This window comes from Thalassolituus sp. ST750PaO-4 (assembly GCF_020320405.1).
In the GTDB taxonomy this organism is placed as follows: Bacteria; Pseudomonadota; Gammaproteobacteria; order Pseudomonadales; family Oceanobacteraceae; genus Venatoribacter; species Venatoribacter alkanivorans.
In genome coordinates, this window is sequence record NZ_JABVCB010000005.1 from 567,877 (window position 1) to 588,328 (window position 20,452).

21 protein-coding genes, 1 other RNA gene and 1 riboswitch are annotated in these 20,452 nt (G+C 54.0%); of the genes, 13 read left to right on the forward strand and 9 right to left on the reverse strand.

From position 1 onward, the window contains the following. Positions 1 to 6: 6 nt before the first annotated feature. Together HUF18_RS05025 and typA are read right to left on the reverse strand one after the other, a co-directional pair. Entirely contained in the window at positions 7 to 837 is an 831-nt protein-coding gene (locus HUF18_RS05025; protein WP_225691366.1) for a substrate-binding periplasmic protein, read from the reverse strand. Between the two features lie 90 nt (positions 838 to 927). Continuing rightward, a complete protein-coding gene (typA, locus tag HUF18_RS05030) occupies positions 928 to 2,739 on the reverse strand; it encodes a translational GTPase TypA (protein ID WP_145467138.1) in 1,812 nt (603 codons plus the stop codon). Positions 2,740 to 3,167: 428 nt separating this feature from the next. Between typA and glnA the strand changes: the two genes are divergently transcribed. The 3 genes from glnA to HUF18_RS05045 all read left to right on the forward strand — a co-directional run bounded on the left by glnA (position 3,168) and on the right by HUF18_RS05045 (position 6,286). Beyond that, on the forward strand, positions 3,168 to 4,574 hold the full coding sequence (gene glnA, locus HUF18_RS05035; protein ID WP_145467136.1) for a glutamate--ammonia ligase: 1,407 nt from the start codon (positions 3,168 to 3,170) through the stop codon (positions 4,572 to 4,574). Between the two features lie 168 nt (positions 4,575 to 4,742). After that, on the forward strand, positions 4,743 to 5,714 hold the full coding sequence (locus HUF18_RS05040; RefSeq protein ID WP_186435805.1) for an alpha/beta hydrolase: 972 nt from the start codon (positions 4,743 to 4,745) through the stop codon (positions 5,712 to 5,714). 101 nt (positions 5,715 to 5,815) lie between these two features. Beyond that, positions 5,816 to 6,286, forward strand: a complete 471-nt coding sequence (locus tag HUF18_RS05045; protein WP_225691367.1) for an ester cyclase — start codon at positions 5,816 to 5,818, stop codon at positions 6,284 to 6,286. 1 nt (position 6,287) lies between these two features. Here the strand turns inward: HUF18_RS05045 and HUF18_RS05050 are convergent, their stop codons facing one another. Further along, positions 6,288 to 6,566 carry a CDGSH iron-sulfur domain-containing protein gene (locus HUF18_RS05050; protein ID WP_225691368.1) on the reverse strand — a complete coding sequence of 93 codons (279 nt, stop codon included), beginning with the start codon at positions 6,564 to 6,566 and terminating at the stop codon, positions 6,288 to 6,290. Then, on the reverse strand, positions 6,559 to 7,038 hold the full coding sequence (locus HUF18_RS05055) for an EVE domain-containing protein (protein ID WP_225691369.1): 480 nt from the start codon (positions 7,036 to 7,038) through the stop codon (positions 6,559 to 6,561). The genes HUF18_RS05050 and HUF18_RS05055 overlap by 8 nt, the downstream gene beginning before the upstream one ends. A gap of 144 nt (positions 7,039 to 7,182) precedes the next feature. Between HUF18_RS05055 and HUF18_RS19595 the strand changes: the two genes are divergently transcribed. Then, positions 7,183 to 7,308, forward strand: coding sequence for a hypothetical protein (locus HUF18_RS19595; RefSeq protein ID WP_255449004.1), 126 nt, complete (start codon positions 7,183 to 7,185; stop codon positions 7,306 to 7,308). A 16-nt stretch (positions 7,309 to 7,324) separates the two neighbouring features. Here the strand turns inward: HUF18_RS19595 and HUF18_RS05060 are convergent, their stop codons facing one another. From HUF18_RS05060 to HUF18_RS05075, 4 genes are all read right to left on the reverse strand, one after another. Next, positions 7,325 to 7,918, reverse strand: coding sequence for a 5-formyltetrahydrofolate cyclo-ligase (locus HUF18_RS05060; protein WP_225691370.1), 594 nt, complete (start codon positions 7,916 to 7,918; stop codon positions 7,325 to 7,327). A gap of 24 nt (positions 7,919 to 7,942) precedes the next feature. Then, positions 7,943 to 8,122, reverse strand: a non-coding RNA gene (ssrS, locus tag HUF18_RS05065) — 6S RNA. A 65-nt stretch (positions 8,123 to 8,187) separates the two neighbouring features. Beyond that, a complete protein-coding gene (locus HUF18_RS05070) occupies positions 8,188 to 8,502 on the reverse strand; it encodes a cell division protein ZapA (protein WP_145467124.1) in 315 nt (104 codons plus the stop codon). After that, the gene (locus tag HUF18_RS05075) at positions 8,495 to 8,707 is read right to left on the reverse strand and encodes a TIGR02449 family protein (protein ID WP_186435802.1); all 213 of its coding nucleotides are present in this window, start codon (positions 8,705 to 8,707) and stop codon (positions 8,495 to 8,497) included. The genes HUF18_RS05070 and HUF18_RS05075 overlap by 8 nt, the downstream gene beginning before the upstream one ends. A gap of 169 nt (positions 8,708 to 8,876) precedes the next feature. Between HUF18_RS05075 and HUF18_RS05080 the strand changes: the two genes are divergently transcribed. From HUF18_RS05080 to HUF18_RS05095, 4 genes are read left to right on the forward strand one after another with little or no spacing between them, the layout of a single operon-like run. Then, positions 8,877 to 9,428: a UPF0149 family protein gene (locus HUF18_RS05080; RefSeq protein ID WP_186435801.1), complete on the forward strand. Its 552-nt coding sequence runs from the start codon at positions 8,877 to 8,879 to the stop codon at positions 9,426 to 9,428. A gap of 24 nt (positions 9,429 to 9,452) precedes the next feature. Then, on the forward strand, positions 9,453 to 10,766 hold the full coding sequence (gene pepP, locus HUF18_RS05085; protein WP_222428495.1) for a Xaa-Pro aminopeptidase: 1,314 nt from the start codon (positions 9,453 to 9,455) through the stop codon (positions 10,764 to 10,766). An 8-nt stretch (positions 10,767 to 10,774) separates the two neighbouring features. After that, the gene (gene ubiH / locus HUF18_RS05090; protein WP_225691371.1) at positions 10,775 to 12,028 is read left to right on the forward strand and encodes a 2-octaprenyl-6-methoxyphenyl hydroxylase; all 1,254 of its coding nucleotides are present in this window, start codon (positions 10,775 to 10,777) and stop codon (positions 12,026 to 12,028) included. Beyond that, positions 12,025 to 13,233, forward strand: coding sequence for a UbiH/UbiF/VisC/COQ6 family ubiquinone biosynthesis hydroxylase (locus HUF18_RS05095; protein WP_225691372.1), 1,209 nt, complete (start codon positions 12,025 to 12,027; stop codon positions 13,231 to 13,233). The genes ubiH and HUF18_RS05095 overlap by 4 nt, the downstream gene beginning before the upstream one ends. 68 nt (positions 13,234 to 13,301) lie before the next feature. Here HUF18_RS05095 and htpX read toward each other — a convergent pair whose 3' ends face one another. After that, the gene (gene htpX, locus HUF18_RS05100; RefSeq protein WP_225691373.1) at positions 13,302 to 14,189 is read right to left on the reverse strand and encodes a protease HtpX; all 888 of its coding nucleotides are present in this window, start codon (positions 14,187 to 14,189) and stop codon (positions 13,302 to 13,304) included. A 261-nt stretch (positions 14,190 to 14,450) separates the two neighbouring features. Here htpX and HUF18_RS05105 point away from each other — a divergent pair, with 261 nt between their 5' ends. The 5 genes from HUF18_RS05105 to HUF18_RS05125 all read left to right on the forward strand — a co-directional run bounded on the left by HUF18_RS05105 (position 14,451) and on the right by HUF18_RS05125 (position 20,437). After that, on the forward strand, positions 14,451 to 16,097 hold the full coding sequence (locus HUF18_RS05105) for a hypothetical protein (RefSeq protein WP_225691374.1): 1,647 nt from the start codon (positions 14,451 to 14,453) through the stop codon (positions 16,095 to 16,097). Positions 16,098 to 16,173: 76 nt separating this feature from the next. Next, positions 16,174 to 16,301: riboswitch (TPP riboswitch) on the forward strand. 101 nt (positions 16,302 to 16,402) lie between these two features. Continuing rightward, a complete protein-coding gene (locus HUF18_RS05110) occupies positions 16,403 to 18,517 on the forward strand; it encodes a TonB-dependent receptor (protein WP_225691375.1) in 2,115 nt (704 codons plus the stop codon). 48 nt (positions 18,518 to 18,565) lie between these two features. Beyond that, positions 18,566 to 18,832 carry a YkoF family thiamine/hydroxymethylpyrimidine-binding protein gene (locus tag HUF18_RS05115; protein WP_145467106.1) on the forward strand — a complete coding sequence of 89 codons (267 nt, stop codon included), beginning with the start codon at positions 18,566 to 18,568 and terminating at the stop codon, positions 18,830 to 18,832. 26 nt (positions 18,833 to 18,858) lie between these two features. Further along, positions 18,859 to 19,560: a nicotinamide riboside transporter PnuC gene (gene pnuC, locus HUF18_RS05120; protein WP_225691376.1), complete on the forward strand. Its 702-nt coding sequence runs from the start codon at positions 18,859 to 18,861 to the stop codon at positions 19,558 to 19,560. Positions 19,561 to 19,579: 19 nt separating this feature from the next. Further along, a complete protein-coding gene (locus HUF18_RS05125; RefSeq protein WP_225691377.1) occupies positions 19,580 to 20,437 on the forward strand; it encodes a choline/ethanolamine kinase family protein in 858 nt (285 codons plus the stop codon). Positions 20,438 to 20,452: the final 15 nt, after the last annotated feature.

The window sequence follows — 20,452 nt, forward strand, 5'->3', positions numbered from 1 at the left end:
GCAGTGTCAGCGAATCAGGTAGTCAGCCAGCAGGCGCTCGTAGCTCTGCAGGATTTTATCCTGCTCGCCGCTGTCGATCAGAATATCCATGCCGATATCAAAGGCATCGCGCAGTTGTTTGCTGTGGAAGGCGGCGTAGTAGTAGGTCGGGGTAAAGAGATCGTGGTACTGGTACGGTTGCTGGTAGACCGGGTTGTTCGGATAGTTGCGACGTAACTGACTGAGGTAATAACGGAAGATCGTCTGCTCGAGAATGATCACATCAGTCTCGCCATTAAACAGTGCCTCAACCTGTTTCTGCTGTTCGGCCAGTTCCCTATAAGCCGGACTGCGTGCAGCTTCTGCGGCAAAATTATCGGGCAGCAGCTGACTGGCCAGGTTAAAAGCAGTGATGCTGTAATTGCCCAGACTGCTGACATCGGTCAGGGATACCTTACGACTGCTCAGGCTGATGGCAATGTTATGGAATACGATCAGTGGCTGGCGGGAAAATAACGCGTTCGGCGACGCGGTTACGCTGGTGATGCAGGCAATATCCAGTTCGCCTTTATTAAAAGCGATAACGTTATTGGTGTTGTTGTCATAGCGTACGTCGATGGTTTTATTCTGCGTTTGCAGTGCCCGGCGCAGGATATCGAGCACAATGCCGCGGTCATTCTGACGGATCACATAAGGTGGGATCGAATTACCACAACCAACGCGTACCGAATCGGCACTCTGTGCACTGGCACTGAGCGGTGTCAGCAAACCGAGGGTAAGTACAGGCAGGCAGTGGGCAAATAAACGCAGAAATAACGACATACAACGGTGAATCCAGTCCGGCAACAGACTCAGCATAACCGGATTTATACGATTTGCACGTGGTGCCTGAGGATAAAACTGAAGGGAGGGGATGCCGGCTCTGGAGCAGAGCCGGCGGAACGGGCATCAGCCTTTTTTGGCGCGCTTACGTTCGTTTTCGGTCAGGAACTTCTTACGCAGACGGATGCTGGTTGGAGTTACTTCCACCAGTTCGTCGTCTTCGATAAATTCCAGAGCCTGTTCCAGCGTGTGCTTAACCGGCGGTGTCAGGTTGATGGCTTCATCGGTACCTGACGCACGCACGTTGGTCAGCTGCTTGGCCTTGGTAGGGTTAACCACCAGGTCGTTATCACGGCTGTGCAGACCAACGATCATGCCTTCGTACACTTCCAGACCCGGAGCAACGAACAGACGACCACGTTCCTGCAGGGTAAACAGGGCATAGCCCAGAATCTTACCCGGAACCATGGACACCAGTACGCCGTTGTGACGGGTAGAGGTCAGGCCGGTCTGCACCGGGCCGTAATGGTCGAAGATGTTGGTCAGGATGCCGGAACCGGAAGTCATGGTCATAAACAGACCACGGAAACCGATCAGACCACGGGCTGGCATGATGAACTCAAGACGCACACGGCCTTTGCCATCCGGCACCATGTTGGTCATCTCGGCGCGACGGTTGCCCATCTCTTCCATGATGGAACCCTGGTGCTCTTCTTCGATGTCGATCACAACCTGTTCGTAAGGCTCCTGGATCTCACCGTCGATTTCTTTCTGCACAACTTCCGGCTTGGAGATACCCATCTCGAAGCCTTCGCGGCGCATGGTTTCAATCAGAACGGACAGGTGCAGCTCACCACGGCCGGAAACTTTGAATTTTTCCGGAGTGTCGCCTGGCTCAACACGCAGAGCCACGTTGTGAATCAGTTCTTTTTCCAGACGGTCTTTGATATTACGGCTGGTTACGAACTTACCTTCACGGCCGGCAAACGGAGAATCGTTTACCTGGAAGGTCATGGATACGGTTGGCTCATCAACAGACAGCTGAGGTAAGGCTTCTACTTTAGAAGGATCACACAGGGTGTCAGAAATGCTCAGACCGTCGATACCGGAAATACAAACGATGTCACCGGCATTGGCTTCAGGGACAGCAACACGCTGCAGACCATGGAAACCTTTAACTTCCAGCACACGACCCTTACGGGTTTTGCCTTCGGCAGACACGATCTGTACATCGGTACCTGGCTTCAGTTTACCGCGGGCGATACGGCCAACACCGATAACGCCAACATAGCTGTCGTAATCCAGAGCGGAGATCTGCATCTGGAACGGGCCGTCAAGATCAACCGGTGGCGGGGTTACGTGGTCAACGATCATCTGGAACAGGGGTGACATGTCGTCAGCCATGTTGTCAGGATCCAGACCGGCGATACCGTTCAGGGCAGAGGCATATACAACAGGGAAGTCGAGCTGTTCTTCGGTTGCACCGAGACGGTCGAACAGGTCGAACATTTCGTCCATAACCCAGTCCGGACGCGCACCCGGGCGGTCGATTTTGTTGATAACCACGATCGGGCGCAGGCCACGTTCGAAGGCTTTCTGGGTAACGAAGCGGGTCTGTGGCATCGGACCGTCAACGGCGTCTACCAGCAGGCAGACGGAGTCAACCATCGACATAACCCGTTCCACTTCACCACCGAAGTCGGCGTGTCCTGGGGTGTCAACGATGTTGATGCGGTAGTCGTTCCATTTAATAGCGGTATTCTTCGCCAGAATGGTAATACCACGCTCTTTTTCCTGGTCGTTGGAGTCCATGACCCGCTCGCCGCCCTGATCTTTGCGGTCCAGGGTGCCGGACTGCTCGAGCAGTTTGTCGACCAGGGTAGTTTTGCCATGGTCAACGTGCGCGATGATGGCGATGTTTCTGAGGTTGTCGATCACAAGAATGGCCTTGGTGAAAGTTTGTACAAAAAATGAGGCGCGATTATACCTGAAACGGGTCGTCAGCGTGACATCAATTTCGCCGCTGCAAGCATATTCTGCGGACATTTCTGCCGGCATTAATCAGGGGATAAATGAAAGCGCTGTTTTTGTGCCGAATCCCATGTACTGCGGTGTTCAAGTGAACCTATAATGTGCAGGCTTGTACTGGCTAGCGTATTCACCTCACGCCATCGCGCTAAAATGGTGCATTTGGTTCAGGTTGTGATTTATTTTGGTGCAGTGAGTGCCTGTTTGTTGTTTTGCAGCCCTGATTTCATGCGGGCTACGCCATAAGATAAAATGGCACACTACTTGCTCCAATACTGAGCATGGCAAGCCGGGGCTAAACCCCGTATCAAGTTGAACCAGCATCTGGAGACAGTGAGATGTCAGAGAACACTCTGAATTTAATCAAAGAAAACGATGTAAAGTGGGTTGATCTGCGCTTTACCGATTTCAAAGGCAAAGAACAGCACGTTACTATTCCTGCGCGTTATGTAGACGAAGATTTCTTCGAAACCGGACAGATGTTCGACGGTTCTTCTATTGCTGGCTGGAAAGGCATTAACGAATCCGACATGATCCTGCGTCCGGATGACAGCACCAGCTTCCTGGACCCATTCACCGAAGACGCCACTCTGGTTCTGCGTTGCGACATCATCGAGCCTGCCACTATGCAGGGCTACGACCGCGACCCACGTTCTGTTGCACTGCGCGCTGAAGAGTACCTGAAGTCTACTGGTCTGGGTGATACTGCATTCTTCGGTCCAGAGCCAGAATTCTTCATGTTTGACGATGTTCGCTGGGGCTCTGACATGTCCGGCAGCTTCTGCAAAATCAACTCTTCCGAAGCAGCCTGGAACACTGAGACTGTGATGGAAGGCGGCAACCTGGGTCACCGTCCACGCGTTAAAGGCGGTTACTTCCCGGTTCCTCCGGTAGACAGCCACCACGATATCCGTGCGGCCATGTGTAACACTCTGGAAGCTATCGGTCTGGACGTTGAAGTTCACCACCACGAAGTGGCGAACGCCGGTCAGAACGAAATCGGTGTTAAGTTCAACACTCTGGTTAAGAAAGCTGACGAAGTGCAGATGCTGAAATACGTTATCCATAACGTTGCAGCAGCTTACGGCAAAACCGCTACTTTCATGCCTAAGCCAATCTGTGGTGATAACGGTTCCGGTATGCACGTTCACATGTCTTACTGGAAAGATGGCGTAAACCAGTTCGCTGGTGACGGCTATGCCGGCCTGTCTGAAACTGCCCTGTTCTACATCGGCGGTATCATCAAGCACGCTAAGTCCCTGAACGCGTTCACCAACCCAGGTACTAACTCTTACAAGCGTCTGATCCCAGGCTTCGAAGCTCCGGTAATGCTGGCTTACTCTGCCCGTAACCGTTCTGCTTCTATCCGTATTCCTTACGTTGCGTCTCCAAAAGGCAAGCGTATCGAAGCGCGTTTCCCGGATCCGATTGCTAACCCATACCTGGCTTTCGCAGCTCTGCTGATGGCTGGTCTGGACGGCGTTAAGAACAAGATCCACCCTGGCGATGCAGCTGACAAAGATCTGTACGATCTGCCAGCTGAAGAAGCAGCCAAGATTCCACAGGTTTGTGGCTCTCTGCGTGAAGCTCTGGACAGCCTGAAAGCTGACCACGAGTACCTGACTGCAGGCGGCGTATTCAGCAAGGATATGATCGAAGCTTACATCGACCTGAAGATGGAAGAAGTTTACCGCGTCGAGCACACCACTCACCCGGTTGAATACGATATGTACTACAGCGTGTAATACGCTTTAGCCAGATCGTAAAAAGGGCTCTTCGGAGCCCTTTTTTATTGCTGTTTTTCTGCTGGTTAAGCTGTTGCTGCGGCTTATTTAGTCTTTAACGGCAAGGGTGGCTAGGCATCGTTGCTGTCAGCGCCTAGTATGTCGGTGTTATTTTCCGGAGTGCTGAATGTGAGTCTGAGCTGGAGTAAGAACGGTCTGGTTTCTGCCCTTAAACCGATGGACTGGCAGTTTCGTGAGCCGGCCTCTGGTGCGCAAATGGATGCTTATCTGCAGATGTACCGGCTGGACTTTCCAGAGCTGAGTGGCGTGCGTCACTTTGCCGGGCTGATACAGGCGGCTGATTACCAGATAGCTGTGCAGGTATGGCGTCCACAGAACCCGCGCGGTACTGCCATCGTTGTTCATGGGTACTACGACCATGTTGGCCTGTACGGTTCGCTGATTGGCTTTTGCCTGCAGCAGGGGCTGAATGTGGTGACGTTCGATCTGCCCGGGCACGGACTTTCCAGCGGCGAGAGCGCATCCATCGGCAGTTTCCAGGAATACGACGAAGTGTTTAGCCTGATTCTGCAGCGTACCCGTGGCGGCCTTGGCGGCCCGTTGTATGTCTTCGGTCAGAGTACCGGTGGCGCCATCATTATTAATTATCTGCTCAAGCGCCAGCTGACCAAAGCGCAATCCCCCTTTGCCGGCATTACCCTGATGGCTCCTCTGGTACGCCCGAAAGGCTGGTACAGAGGACGTTTGGTGCATACCTTTGTCAGCCTGTTTCTGCGTCAGGTACGGCGCAAGTTTAATCCCAATTCGGCAGATACCGATTTTCTGCGCTTTATCGCTGAGGAGGACCCGTTGCAGCCACATCACCTCAGTGTGCGTTGGGTCGGAGCCCTGAAGCAATGGATACCCTATATTGAAGCATTACCCGCTTCTGAACTGGCGGTAACCATCGTGCAGGGTGATAACGATAATACCGTCGCCTGGCGTCATAATCTGAAACTGCTGGCGCAGAAGTTTCCCCGTCAGCGTCTGATGATGTTGCCCGGTGGTCAGCACCATCTGGTGAATGAGTCACCGCAGCACAGAGAGCAGATCTATCGTCAGCTGGCGGAATGGTTATTGTCCGATTCCAACCCGGTCTGATTTCCAACTTTTGCCATATTGACCCGAATTGTCCTAAGAGTATAACTATCCGCTGCGTAGTATCGCGCAAAAGGCCAATGGCTGTGATTCAGCAGGCAAGGATGTCTGCACTGCAGGAGAATGACATGGACGCGCGTCTGGATAGTAATAAAAAGCTGGTACACAATTTTGTTGAGCTGACCTGGAATCAGGGGCGCTTTAATCTGGCGCGTTCGCTGGTTGCCCGCGACTTCACCTACTATGCGAGCATGGTGAATATGCCGCTGGGTCTGGATGGTATGGAGACCCTGATTCAGACTATCCGCAACTCTATGGAAGACTTTTCCATCGGGGTTGAAGAGGTGGTGTGTGAAGGCAATCTGGTGGTTACCCAATCGACTTTCAGTGGCACGCTGGTACGCCCGCTGATGGGCTTCGAGCCTGTGGATAAGGTCATTGCCCTGCATGCGGCCACCTTCTGGCAGGTGCGCCACGGTATGATTCAGTCGGGCAACTCTTTGCTCGACACCGCAGACCTGTTTCATCAGGTGCGTAAAATCATGACACCCAATGCCGCGGCTGCGGCGTTCTGAGCTATTTACGGAAGTGGCTGAGTAAGTCCTGAGCCATTTCCCTGATTGCCTCCCGGATACTCATTTTATTGCGCGGATTATGACTGCCATCGCAGTAGGGCATGGCCTCACTGCGTCCGCAGCTGCACAACCACACCAGTTGCTTCTGATCGCTGTGCAGGCTCAGCGGTCGGGGGCAATTGTCGGCGGCAAAGGGTGCGCTGCTGCAGCGTCCGCACTGGCAAATCTGATAGCTCTGGTCTGCATTCAGGGTGACCACATGGGGCGTTATTTCATTCATGGAAATGTTCGTCGTCGGCGGCCAGATGCAGAATATGTGACCATTCTTCAGCGCTTACCGGCTGAACGGAAAGGCGAGAACGGTTGAGCAGAGCCATTTCCTGCAGCGCACTGTCTTTGCGCATATCTTTCAGCGTAATGGGGTGTTTGAGTGCGCGCAGGGCTTCGACTTCGATGGTGATCCAGCGCGGATTGGCCGCATCGGATTTTGCATCAAAATAATCGGAGGCCGGATCAAACTGTGACGGATCGGCAAGTCCGGTGCGGGTAACGCGGCAGACGCCGATAATTGCAGGCTCTTTACAGCTGGAATGGTAAAAAAACGCCAGATCTGAGACCTGGATCTCATCCCGCAGTATGTTCCGCGCTTGATAATTGCGCACGCCGTCCCATACTGTGCGCCTGCCTGGTGCGGCCTCAAGATGATAATAACTAAAAACGTCCGGCTCAGATTTCAGTAACCAGTGATTCATATTTTCTGACTATAAAGTGGTCCGAGTATTGCTCTCGCGAGAGGTGCCATTAACAAGCATCAGGCTGAGCGTGCAAGGGCAGCGTAGCATTCAATGATCACAGGTTCTAATCCGTAATACGGAATGCAGTAGGAACAAACAGTAATGAAAAAACCCGATATTCTGATTCTTCTCAGTGTCATTGTGCTGCTGGGGGCAGCGGTGACTGGTATGACCAGCGAGGTTAAGCGTCCGGCGTCACTGATGACGATGGAAAACAGCATTCGCTGAACAGAGCACGTCGGAATTATTCAGCGTGAGCCTGAAAACGATGCAGCCCTGCATTGGTGGCAATGGCTGTCAGCGGGATATCCCAGTCTTCAGCGGGTAGTGCCGCTGTCTTTTGTAATTCATAGGCACAGCCAATCAGCCGGGGTTTGTTTCCGGGCTGGCGGCTGAAGGCCAGTGTGCGGTCGTAAAAGCCGCCACCCATTCCCAGTCGGTTGCCACTCTCATCGAAGGCGACCAACGGCATACAGATCAGATTGATAAAACGTGCCGGCATCGCCCGGTGGCTGGCAAAGTCTGGCTCGCTGATACCAAAACGGTTTTTGATCATGCGGCTCTGGCGGTTAAAGGGCAGAAAGCTCAGGTGTCCTTTACGCAGCGGGTGCAGCACCGGCAGGTAGAGGGTTTTGCCACGGCGCTGTAAGTCGCGGATAAAGACCGAGGTATCAATCTCGCCATCATTGGTTAAATACACGGCAACATGACGCGAATACTGAAAGTGCGTCGACTGACGCAGAGAGTGCAGTAGCTGCTGTGCGGCCTGCTGACGCTGGCGGCGGTTAAGCGCGCGGCGTTGGCGGCGCATATGCCGGCGGAGTTCGGTTTTATTCATCGGAATTAAACGCAGAAATCGGAAGGGCTCCCCACTGTGCCGCTGTCGTAAATAAAGGCCTTGAACCCTGTGGTCCAAGGTGGCAGGCCAGACACTGAATCAGGCTTTCCGTCGGGCGGACATGCGCACATCAGCGAGTGAAACCTTCCATAAAAAAGTGCATCGGCTCAGGACTTTATCGACTGGCAAACACCCCAGGGAGCAGGCGCAGTATATCAGAGATCATTATGAAAAAATGAGGATTTTGTAATGAAAACTGCGTTACAGAATCACAGCTCCAGCTGCAGATCCTGCTCCAGAGCTTCGTCAATGGCGGCGTTCATCTTGTTCAGATCGCGCTTCATCTGCAGGTTTTCGGCTTCCAGCTCACGCAGCTGATGAGCGATGTTCAGTGCCGCAATAACCGCCACGCGATCAGTGCCCAGCACTTTACCGGCGGAGGAACCGGCGTTTTTTATTTCGGACATTTTCTCGTTGAGATAGCGCGCCGCATCGCGCAGTTTTTCTTCTGCGCCATCGGGACAGTTGATGCGGTACTCGCGGTCGAGAATCAGTAATTCCAGGGTTTTGGATGGGTTAGCCACTATTGCGCTCCAGCGTTTGCAGACGGGTAATCATTTCATTGACCTTGCGACGGGCAATTTCGTTCTGCTGCATCAGTTTTGCACGCTCGGCCTGCCAGCTCGCTTCCGCAGCGCGCATGGCTTTATTCTGCTCGCGCAGTTCCTGGTGCACGGTCAGCAGTTTTTCGATCTTACGCTGCAGGCTCTGGAGTTCAGGATTTTGCATTGCCATCATAGTGGTTAGTGAGAACAGGCTAACTATAAGAGGCCGCTGGCGGCGGGGTCAATCGACGGAAGGCGGCTTTGCTGCTTTATTCCCTTCCGCTTCCGGCATTTGCGGATTCTTTCGCGGCAGCAATGATAGAATGACCGCTTTCCCTCCCGTTGAGGACGTTATGACGATCGAATTTTCCGCAGCCGCTGATCTGTGGCTGGAATCACGCTGCTACCAGACTCCATCCGCCCTGCATGGCTGGCTGACCGGCTATCTTGCTTCCGGTGCGCGGCTGAAAGCGGCCGACTGGTTACTGGAAGCGCAGGAATATCTGGAGCTGGAAGAAACTCCGGAAGCACCGCTGCAGGCGTTTCTGCAGACTTTTTACGATGACGTGCTGCTTGGCCTGAGCGGCGAGTCGATGGAATTCAGTGTGCTGCTGCCAGCCGATGAAGATGCCGATATCGACGAGCAGGTTGAATGCCTGGCGCAGTGGAGTAAAGGCTTCCTCGATGGCTTTGGTGCATCGGGCCAGATTCAGGGCAAAGTGCCGGAAGACGTGCTGGAAGTGCTGCAGGATCTGGATGCCTTCTCGCAGGCGTCACTGGATGATCCACAGGACCCGCAGAACGAAATGCTGTATCTGGAACTGGCCGAGCATGCCCGCGTTGCTGCGCTGACCGTCTTTTACGGCATGAACAAAACCGCTCCTGCCCCTAAAACCCTGCACTGATCTCTACGCATTGACGAGGTGATGATGAAACTCGATGTCCGCGAATACGCCAAACGCCGCCGTCAGCTGATGGAGCTGATGAGCCCGAACAGCATTGCCATTCTGCCATCAGCGCCGGTCACGGTGCGTAACCGCGATGTGGAGCATCCCTTCCGTCAGGACAGTGACTTCTATTACCTGTCCGGCTTTGCCGAAGAGCATGCCGTATTGGTGCTGATTCCCGGCCGGGAACACGGTGAGTACGTGCTGTTCTGTCAGGAAAAAATCAAAGAGCAGGAAATCTGGACCGGCCGCCGTGTCGGCCCGGAAGCCGCGCCTGAGGTGCTGGGCTGTGATGATGCTTTCCCGATCAGTGATATTGACGACATCCTGCCCGGCCTGATCGAAGGCAAAGACCGCATCTACGCCAGCCTCGGTGTCAGCCCGAATTTTGATAACCAGCTGATGCAGTGGGTTAACCATATCAAAACTCAGGTGCGTAACGGCGCCACGCCGCCGCACGAGTTCAGTGCGCTGGATCATTTATTACACGATCAGCGTCTGATTAAATCCCCTGCAGAAATTAAGGTTATGCAGAAGGCCGCCGACATCAGCGCCGAAGCGCACACCCGTGCCATGCAGATGGTCAAGCCAGGGATGTTCGAGTTTGAGCTGGAAGCCGAGATTATGCGCACCTTTATGGCCGCTGGCAGCCGCTGGCCGGCGTATCCGTCGATTGTGGGTGCCGGTGATAACGCCTGCATTCTGCATTACACCCACAACAATATGGCGATTAAAGACGGCGACCTGATTCTGATCGATGCCGGTTGTGAGCTGGACTACTACGCCGCTGATATTACCCGCACCTTCCCGGCTAACGGTAAATTCAGCGCCGAGCAGAAGGCTATGTACCAGCTGGTGCTGGATGCGCAGTATGCCGCGATTGAGCAGATCAAAGCCGGTAATCACTGGAATCAGCCGCACGAAGCGGCGGTGCGGGTGCTGGTCGAAGGACTGGTACAGCATGGCCTGCTCAGCGGCGATGTTGACGAGCTGATTGAGAATCAGGAATACCGCCAGTTCTACATGCATAAAACCGGTCACTGGCTGGGCATGGATGTACACGATGTCGGCGAATACCGCATCGGTGGTGAGTGGCGCATTCTCGAAGAAGGCATGGTGATGACCGTTGAGCCGGGGCTGTATATCTCGCCGGACGATGAAACGGTGGACGCCAAATGGCGTGGCATCGGCATCCGCATCGAAGACGATGTGGTGGTGACCAAAAGCGGCTGCAAAGTCCTGACCGCTGCCGTTGTTAAAGAGATTGATGATATTGAAGCCCTGATGGCGGGCTGAGGAACAGCATGAGCAAGCACATCCCGCAGTCTGACATTGTGGTACTGGGCGCCGGCATGGTTGGCGCCAGTCTGGTGCATCTGTTAAAACCGGCGCTGGCGCGCGGGATGAGCCTGACCTTAATCGACCGTCAGGCGCTGAACTGGGATGGTGATATTGCCAGCCGTCCGCCCAGCTTTGATGGCCGGGCGACGGCGTTGTCATACGGAACACAGCAGATTCTCAGTCAGCTGGGTGTGTGGGATCTGATGGCTGGGCGCGCCTGTGCTATCGAGCATATTCAGGTCTCCGATCAGGGCCGCTTTGGCCAGACCCAGCTGCACGCCAGTGAACAGAATACCGAAGCTCTGGGTTATATCGTTGAAAACGCCGTGATTGGTCAGGGCCTTTTAAGTGGACTGGAACAGCCGGGCGTCAGTATCAAAGCCCCGGCTCAGGTGCAGGGCGTACAGATGAACGCTGACGGCGCGCTGCTGACCTTCGATAACGGCGAACAACTGCAGACCAGTCTGCTGGTGCTGGCCGATGGTGCGCGTTCGGCGCTGGCGCAGCAGCTGGGTATTCAGCATGAACGTCGTTCTTATGGCACCCATGCGCTGGTGACTCAGGTTGAGGTCGACCGTGAACACGGTCACTGGGCGTATGAGCGCTTCAGTGAAGACGGCCCGATTGCCTTTCTGCCGCTGAATAAAAAAGACTTCGCCGTGGTGTGGACGCTGGCCGACGACCAGATTGAACAGGTCAAAGCTTTGCCCGAAGCCGAATTCCTTGCCCGTCTGCAGCAACAGATCGGATATCGTCTGGGGCGTTTAATGCGTGTCGGCGAACGCGCCAGCTACCCGCTGGCACTGGTGCAGAGTAAAGAGCAGGTGCGGCGCTCGCTGGTGCTGCTCGGCAACGCTGCGCACAGTCTGCATCCGGTGGCCGGACAGGGCTTTAACCTCGCACTGCGCGATGCCGCCGTACTGGCCGAATACCTCAACCGCGCCTGGCAGCAGAATCAGCCGCTGGGCGATCTGGCGTTATTACAGGCTTACGAGCAACAGCAGCAGGCCGATCAGCGCAACACCATCATGGCCAGCGATCTGCTGCCACGCCTGTTTGGTTCAAAACTGCCGGGTATGGCGCTGCTGCGCGACGCCGGTCTGCTCGGCATGTCGGCCCTGCCAACCGCGCGCAAACTCTTTACCCGTCACGCTATGGGATTAGGACAACGGGCGGCGAAGCTTCCGGCCACGCCGCTTTCAGGAGAATCTGCATGAACTATGACGTAGTGATTGTTGGCGCCGGACTGGTGGGTCAGGCGATTGCCAGCGCGCTGGTGCAGGGTGCACAGCAAAAGCCTTTGCGCATTGCCCTGATTGATCCGGCGTTCCGCACACAGGCTCCGGCCAGTGGCAGCGAACTGGCTGATTATGATCTGCGCGTATCAGCGTTAACCGCCAAAACCCAGGCTTTCTTAACCCGTCTGGGCGCCTGGCAGAAGATTCCGCCGCAGCGTCTCAGCCCTTACACCGGCATGCACGTCTGGGATGCTGAAGGCACAGGTTCTGTGACCTTTGATGCCGCCGATCTGCATGCTCCCTGTCTGGGTCATATCGTCGAAAACCGGCAAACGCTGTGGGCGATCCAGCAGTGCCTGCAGGAAACGCAGGGTGTAGATGTACTGACGCAGAAAGTTCGCTACCTCGATAATCGTGATGCCGAAGGTTACACCCTGGTGGTTCTGGAAAACGATGACAGGCTGCTGGCAAGACTGGTGATCGGTGCCGATGGTGCGCTGTCACGGGTGCGTCAGTGGGCTGGTCTGCCAACCACCGAGTGGGATTATGGCCATCACGCCATTGTTGCCACAGTACGGCTTGAACACCCGCTGCAGGCGACCGCCTGGCAGCGTTTCCGTCCTGAAGGGCCACTGGCATTGCTGCCGCTGCAGGGTGATGACCATCTGGCGTCCATCGTCTGGTCGACTTCTCCGGCGGAAGCCGATGCGGTACTGGCGATGGATGAAGCCGGTTTTAACGCTGCGCTGACCCAGGCGTTTGAAGGGCGTTTGGGGCAGGTACTGGCCAGCTCGGCCAAAGCCCGCTTCCCGCTGCGTCAGCGCCATGCACGCGATTACTGGTGCGAAGGCGTGGTGCTGGCCGGTGATGCCGCGCATACCATTCATCCGCTGGCCGGACAGGGTGTGAACCTGGGCTTTAAAGATGCCGAAACTCTGGCCGAAGAAATCCTGCGCGCACACAGCAAAGGGCTGGATCTTGGTGGTGAGCTGGTGCTCAGCCGTTATCAGCGCCGCCGTCAGGCCGACAACCTCAGCACCATGGCGGCGATGGAAGGCTTTAAGCAGCTGTTCGCCGCCGATCAGCCATTGCTGCGTTTATTACGCAACGAAGGGATGCGTCTGTTCGATAAACTGTTGCCGGTTAAGCAGCACGTGATGATGAAAGCGATGGGGCTGGATTAATCGAGTTAGCCGGATAAAAAACGAGCCTCAATTGAGGCTCGTTTTCGTTGGTGCGTCAGCAGGCAGAATTAACGGCCGTACTGCTCACGCAACGCCTGGATACGACGTTCCAGCGGCGGGTGAGTGGAGAACAGGGCAGACATCTTGCCTTCGCCACCGATACCAAAGGCCACCAGTTCACCGTTCAGTTCACTTGGCTGATCGTAGGTTTGCTGCAGGGCAGCCAGCGCGCTGATCATAGCTGTCGGGCTGACCAGCTCGGCACCGGCCTGGTCGGCACGGAATTCACGGCGACGGCTGAACCAGGCAACAATGGTCGAAGCCAGAATGCCCAGTACGATCTCGGCGATAAAGGTCGTTACATAGAACGCGATGCCTGGACCGTCTTCATTCTTGAATACCGCACGGTCGACGAAGTTACCGATAATACGTGCGAAGAACATCACAAAGGCGTTCACCACGCCCTGAATCAGGGTCAGGGTAATCATATCGCCGTTGGCAACGTGACCGATTTCGTGGCCCAGTACCGCTTTAATCTGCTCTTTATCCATACGCTGCAGCAGGCCGGTCGATACCGCGACCAGGGCATTGTTACGGTTCCAGCCGGTGGCGAAGGCGTTAGGCGCTGCCGAACCGAAGATACCCACTTCCGGCATACCGATACCGGCTTTGTCAGCCAGTTCTTTAACAGTGCTCAGCAGCCACTGTTCACCGGCATTCTGTGGCTGATCGATGATCTGCACACCCATGCTGCGTTTTGCCATCCACTTGGACAGCAGCAGCGATATCACCGAGCCGACCATACCGAACACCAGACAGAACACCAGCAGGTTGCCGAGGTTCAGACCATTGCCGCTGCGTTCCAGGTAACTGCCCACGCCGAGCAGTGACAGGGTAACGCTCGCCACCAGTACAACGGCTAAGTTGGTGGCCAGAAACAGAATAATGCGCAACATGTGCGACTCCTTTAAGGGTTGTTCTCAGTTGTCCGCAGGCGCTCAACAGAACAGATTTGAGCACGGATTTATGACTGCAAGAATGGTGATTTTTCCGCAGTTTTCAAGCGGGATTATTGTCAGGAAGGGTAATTATGGCGGCTATTCCTTTGCACTGTTATTAAAAGCACTGCGCTTAAATGATAGTTGTCTTAATTAATGCTGTGGCTGGCCGATAAATGATCAATCTATTACTCATCATCACGGGTCAGGGATCAGACCATGGCAATTACACCACGCATCAGCGAAGTCGGCAGTTTCCAGTTTATCAGGCCTGGCCGGAACAGTGATGAGCCGCTGACGGATCAGCTGGCGCGTACCCCAGATAGCAGGCTGAAAGCGGCGACAAACAGCCCGTTACAGCACTCGTCGTCAGCCGATGATGGAACCTACCGTGAACCGGTCAACCGCACTCTGTGGCAAAGTGATCAGTCCTGGACCCGTTTTGCTGGCTCACTGAACGATACCGAAGTAATTAATGGCGTGAGCCCTGAGGGGCGGGAGCAGCTGGTATCTGCCTCCGACTCTCTGAACATCCCCAAGGATTTTCGTCCCGGAGCTGTGCTGACCGATCTGCTGGCTCGCGGCGTGGAAGCGTTCAGCAGCACCAGCGGGCGTTACGCTTATGCCGACGATGGAGTGCGGCCGGCGCTGAAGGAAGTCGGTAGTGTTCGTCTGAAATACGGTTATCAGGAGGAAAAATTCAGCCTGAAACTGACCACAAATTCGGGTAAGCAATTAACGCTGAATCTGACTCATCAGAGCGGCTGGGGGCAGAACGACGATGGCCGGGCACTGGAAGTGGATCAGTGGCTGGTGGACTTCAGCCTGGATGAATCGCTGAGCAAGGAAGAGCAGGAAGAAGCGCTGCAGCTGGCCTCATCACTGGATAAGCTGGCGCGGCGTTATCTGGCCAATGGCATGCTGGATCTGGAAAACCTTGGGCTGGATAAACTGCAGCAATTCTCGGCGGTATCACTCGATCTTAAAGGCGCAGGTAGTGAGAGCAGCGATCTGCTGCGCATTGAATACCGCAACGATGATGAGCAGCGCAGCCTGAATGTGTTGCTGCATGAAGACAAACTGAAGCTGGATCTGAGCAAAGCCGGTTGGGCGCAGTTGGGCACGGAAGCACAGCGGCAGGACAGCCTGAAAGAATATCTGACGCTGATCGAACAGAGCGGTGAACGCGGCAATGCCGATAAACAGCAGCTGGATTTAATGCTCGATGCCTTCGCCCTGCTGCATAAACCGGAGCAGCATCCGCAGGATCTGGCGCGGCAGGAACAGGAGCAGCCACCGCAAACGCCAACCGGAATCGACGTGGGTTTTGCCCGCAGCGGACTTACGGCGCTGAGTGGTCTGGCGGATTTCAGCTTTTCATTTCGGGCGCAGGTCAGCAAACCCAACCCTGATGCACAGCGCAATAATGAAAAGATCAGCTTTGGGCTTAATTTCGCGCAGGATACCAGAGGCGAAACCGGTGATGCCGGCAGCCTCGCCGTAGAGCAAACCCAGGCGTATCAGTTTAAGGCCAGCTTTTATGAGCCTTTGCCCTGGCTGGAGCTGGTGGATTTCAGCAAGCAGAATTACCAGTACATCGAGACCGAAGCCCGTGCCACCGAGGTTACCAGCCTGCGCTACGAAGATTTCACCCTGCAGCATGCTTCGCAGCAAAGTCAGAATGAATGGCACGAGCGGCGGCGAACCTACGTGCTGGGCAGCCTCGACAGTGATGTCAGTGAAGGCGATAAAAATCAGGACATAACCGACTTTACCAAAGCCGCGATTCTGGCTGAGCGCGAACAGCAACAGCAGTTGCTGGATGATCTGCTCGGCAGCCGCATACCGCAGCCGTGGCAGCGCTGATATTTCGCGCAGAAGTGGTTACTCCGTATTAGCCCAAAGCCGCCATTGGTTCCCCGGCGTGAATCCCTTATGATGCCCCTGTCCCAGGGGGTGGCCCGATTGTCTGAATCCGGCCTGAGATGCCATAGGTTTACCTGTGTAAACGGCAAACCCCTAGAACCTGATCCGGTTAGTACCGGCGTAGGAATGGGGGTGAGTACGCACTGTTCAGCGCGGCTCGCATCACGACCGGGAGGTTGGCGTTAAACGCAACCGGCCCCTACGCACTACCCGGGTCTTTCTTGTATTTTGAGGAATGACCCTGAATGAAAAAAACACCGCTTTCCCTGTTGGTTTTACTGGCACCACTGACCCCGCTGTCGGCTTTGGAGGCACTGGCGACTGATGACGTTACCCTCAGCACGCAAACCGTGCAGGCCGATTTCCGTAAAACCGATGTGCAGCAGATTCCCGAAGCCGTCACCTTAGTTGGCAGCGAACAGATTGAAGCCCGTTCGGCGCAGCATCTGGAACAGATTTTAAGTTTTGCTCCCAACGTTAATTTCGCCTCGGGAGCATCTCGTGGCCGCTATTACCAGATCCGTGGTATTGGCGAGCGCAGCCAGTTTGTCGATCCGGTGAATCCGTCTGTGGGCCTGGTTATCGACGGTATTGATATGACCGGTTTAGGTGCTGCCGCAACCCTGTTTGATGTGCAGCAGGTGGAAATTCTGCGCGGCCCGCAGGGCACCCGTTTTGGTGCTAACGCACTGGCCGGCATGATCAATATCCGCAGTAATGACCCGATGCAAAACAGCGAAGGTTATATCAGTGCCAAAGCCGGAAACTACAGCAGTTATGGTTTGGGGGCGGCGTTATCCGGTTCGCTGAGTGATAATCTGCAGGGACGTATTGCCGTACATGGTTTTGAATCCGATGGTTATATCGACAACGAATTTTTAAACCGTGACGACACCAACAATCAGGATGAAAAAATCGCCCGCGGTAAACTGCACTGGCAATTGTCTGAACGCAGTGAATTAAATCTGACCTATTTATACGCGGATATCGATAACGGTTACGATGCCTTCACGCTGGATAACAGCCGTACCACTTTATCTGATGAACCTGGTCGCGACAGTCAGGATACCAATGCGTTTGCGCTGGCTTATAATCGCGACCTGAATTCCGCAGTCCGCTTTGAAAGTGAAATTACCGGCAGCTGGAATAAAGCTGAATACAGTTACGATGAAGACTGGGTGTCAGATGCTTATCCGCCAAAATGGGGAACTGCATTTGACCAGTATCTGCGCACCTTCGACCGCAGTAGTGCTGATTTCCGCTTTTTATCTGCCCCGCAAGGTCGTTTATTCAGCGACACGACCGATTGGGTCGCCGGTATTTATTACATGAGCCGTGACGAAGAACTGGTACGTAACCGTACCGGCGATGCACAGTACCGCAGCGACCTGAACGTAAATTCTGTTTCTGTTTATAGCGAACTGAGCACGGCGTTTAACTCTGACTGGACACTGACCTATGGCGTGCGTGCGGAGCAGTGGAAAAATGATTTCTCTGCTAATGATGCTGTGCAGGATACAACGGATGAGACCCTGTTTGGTGGCAAGATAACGCTTGAAACCCTGCTTGCTCAGAATCATCTGGGTTATGTTTCTTTAGCTCGGGGATATAAGCCGGGTGGCATTAATACCGACCCGGATGTGTCGCCAGAGAACCGTACTTTTGATACCGAGTTTAACAACACTGCCGAGCTGGGACTTAAGTCTTCACTGGATAATGATGCGCTGAAAACCCGCCTCGCGGTATTTTATATTCAGCGTAAAAACCAGCAGGTTAAAAGCTCGTATTTTGATCAGTCCAGTGTCTCATTTATGGACTATCTGGCGAATGCTGCTGAAGGAAAAAATTACGGACTGGATCTGGAAAGCCAGTGGCAGCTGTCTGATGCATTGCTGTGGGATCTGAGCCTGGGTTATCTGCATGCCGAGTTCAGCGATTACAGTTATGAGCAGAATGTGTATGACGCAAGCTGGAATATTGTGGGCAGCACTACAGTGGATAAATCCGGTCGTGCACAGGCACATGCTCCGGAATACAGTCTGGCTACTGCGCTTACCTATGCGTTTGCTGAACACTTCTCTGTGCGTGTGGAGAGTGAAGCTAAAGATGAATTCTATTTCTCCGACAGCCATGATGAAAAAGCCCGCGCCTCGGTACTCTGGCATGCCCGGCTGAGCTATCAGCAGGGGCCGTTAGATCTTGCATTGGCCGGCCGTAACCTGACCAACCGTGAAACCGATATTCGTGGTTTCGGTGGATTTAACAACGATGCTAACGACCCGTCTCCGGATAATGTTGGTCGTTACGCGCAGCTGGGCGAGCCGCGCCTTGTGATGCTGGAAGCCAAATATTCATTCTGATAAATGCAGCCGGACGTCTGACGTCCGGCTTATTAACTGGAGATCCAAATGGAAATATCAGTAGAAATCAGCAAATACCCTCTGGCCGATGATTATATTCCGGCGATTAAATCGTTTATTGACCGTCTGAATCAGGTTGAAGGGTTAACCATCGTTACCAATACCATGAGTACTCAGGTATTCGGTGACTATGATCTGGTGATGGATACCTTAAAAGAAGAAATGCGCCTGAGCTGGGAGCAGTTCGGCAAGAGCATTTTTGTCTGCAAATTTATCGGTACCAATCTCGATCCGGCACTTAATCCACACGGCTGAACACCGACTTTAAGCAGGAATACATAATGGCGGATATCTGGAGCAATATCGAACAGGCGGCGCAGGCCATGAGCGGCTGGGAACTGGTCGCTGTTATTCTGGGTATTGCCTATTTAGTGCTGGCCATGAAGCAGAGCATCTGGTGCTGGTACGCGGCCTTTGGCAGTACGGCTATTTTTATCGGGTTGTTCTGGAATGTCAGCCTGCTGATGGAATCGGCGCTGAATGTATATTACCTGATTATGGCGGTCTATGGCTGGTGGCTGTGGCGGGCCAATAAAAGGGCAGATGATAAACATGAGAACTCACAGGCTGCGGCTGCTGAGCTACCAATACAGTCCTGGGTATTAAAACAACACCTGCTGGCGATTGGCAGTGTGATTGTTCTGAGTTGTATCAGCGGTTATCTGCTCAGCGAAAACACCTCGGCGGTATTGCCTTATCTTGATTCATTCACCACCTGGGGTGCGGTGATTACTACCTGGATGGTGGCAAAAAAAGTACTGGAAAACTGGCTCTACTGGATCGTTGTCGACAGTGTTGCGATCTTTTTATATATCGACCGTGAGCTGTATTTAACGGCGCTGCTGATGGCGGTGTACGTGGTGCTGGTCATTATTGGCTGGTTTAACTGGTTGCCACAATTTAAGGCACAACTTAAAGCACAACAGAACAGCGATGATAATACTGTGCTGACCACGCCGTCGGCGTGGAAAGTAGCCGAATAACAACAATAAGGCGATACCTATGCTGCAGCAGATTTTAGACGACTGGCCACACTGGCAATTGTGCAGCGAAGCGCCAACGCTGGATAATATCAGTCCATTACCCGGTGGACTTACCAATCATTGTTATTTGCTGCGTTTGCCGGAAGGCGATTATGTGTTGCGGGTAGAAGGGCGGAATTCCAGAGCGCTGGATATTAACCGCGCGGCCGAGCTGCAGGTACATCATCTGGTGGCGGCACAGGGGCTGACGCCGACCATTCGCTTCCGTTCACCAAGCGGCCATTACTGGATTCGCGATTATGTGCCGGGCACGCCATTAACCAATCCGCAGTTGGATCTGCCACTGTTGTTAATCATGGCGCAGCAATTACAACAACTGCATCAGTTGTACCCGCCTGCCGGAATACCAACGCTCAGCATCAGTGAAAAAGCCGGCCATTACTGGGACACCATTACTGCACATTTTGCCGTTATGGATCGCATGACGGCGGCAGCTGAAGAATTACTGGCGCTGCGTGGTCCGCTGCAAAGCCTGTTGAGCGGCGCTCCGGATAATCAGCGCTGTCTGTGCCATATGGACCCGACCGCCCCCAACTGGATACAGACAGCTGAGAACAAACTGGTATTGCTTGACTGGGAATACGCGGCTATCGGTCATCCGTTATGGGATCTGGCTGCTTTATTACAGGGCGTGGATTTATCGGCCGATGATGAACAGACCCTACTGCAGGCCTATGGTTTAAAACATTATCGTGGCTGGGAATTTGCCAAAACACAGATGAGCTATCTGGCCGCACTCTGGTACCGGGCGCAGGGACTGTGGAGTGATCGGGAATTAATTGCTTATTTAAATGGCCTTAAGGCGCTGGCAGAGTAATTAACGAATTAAACC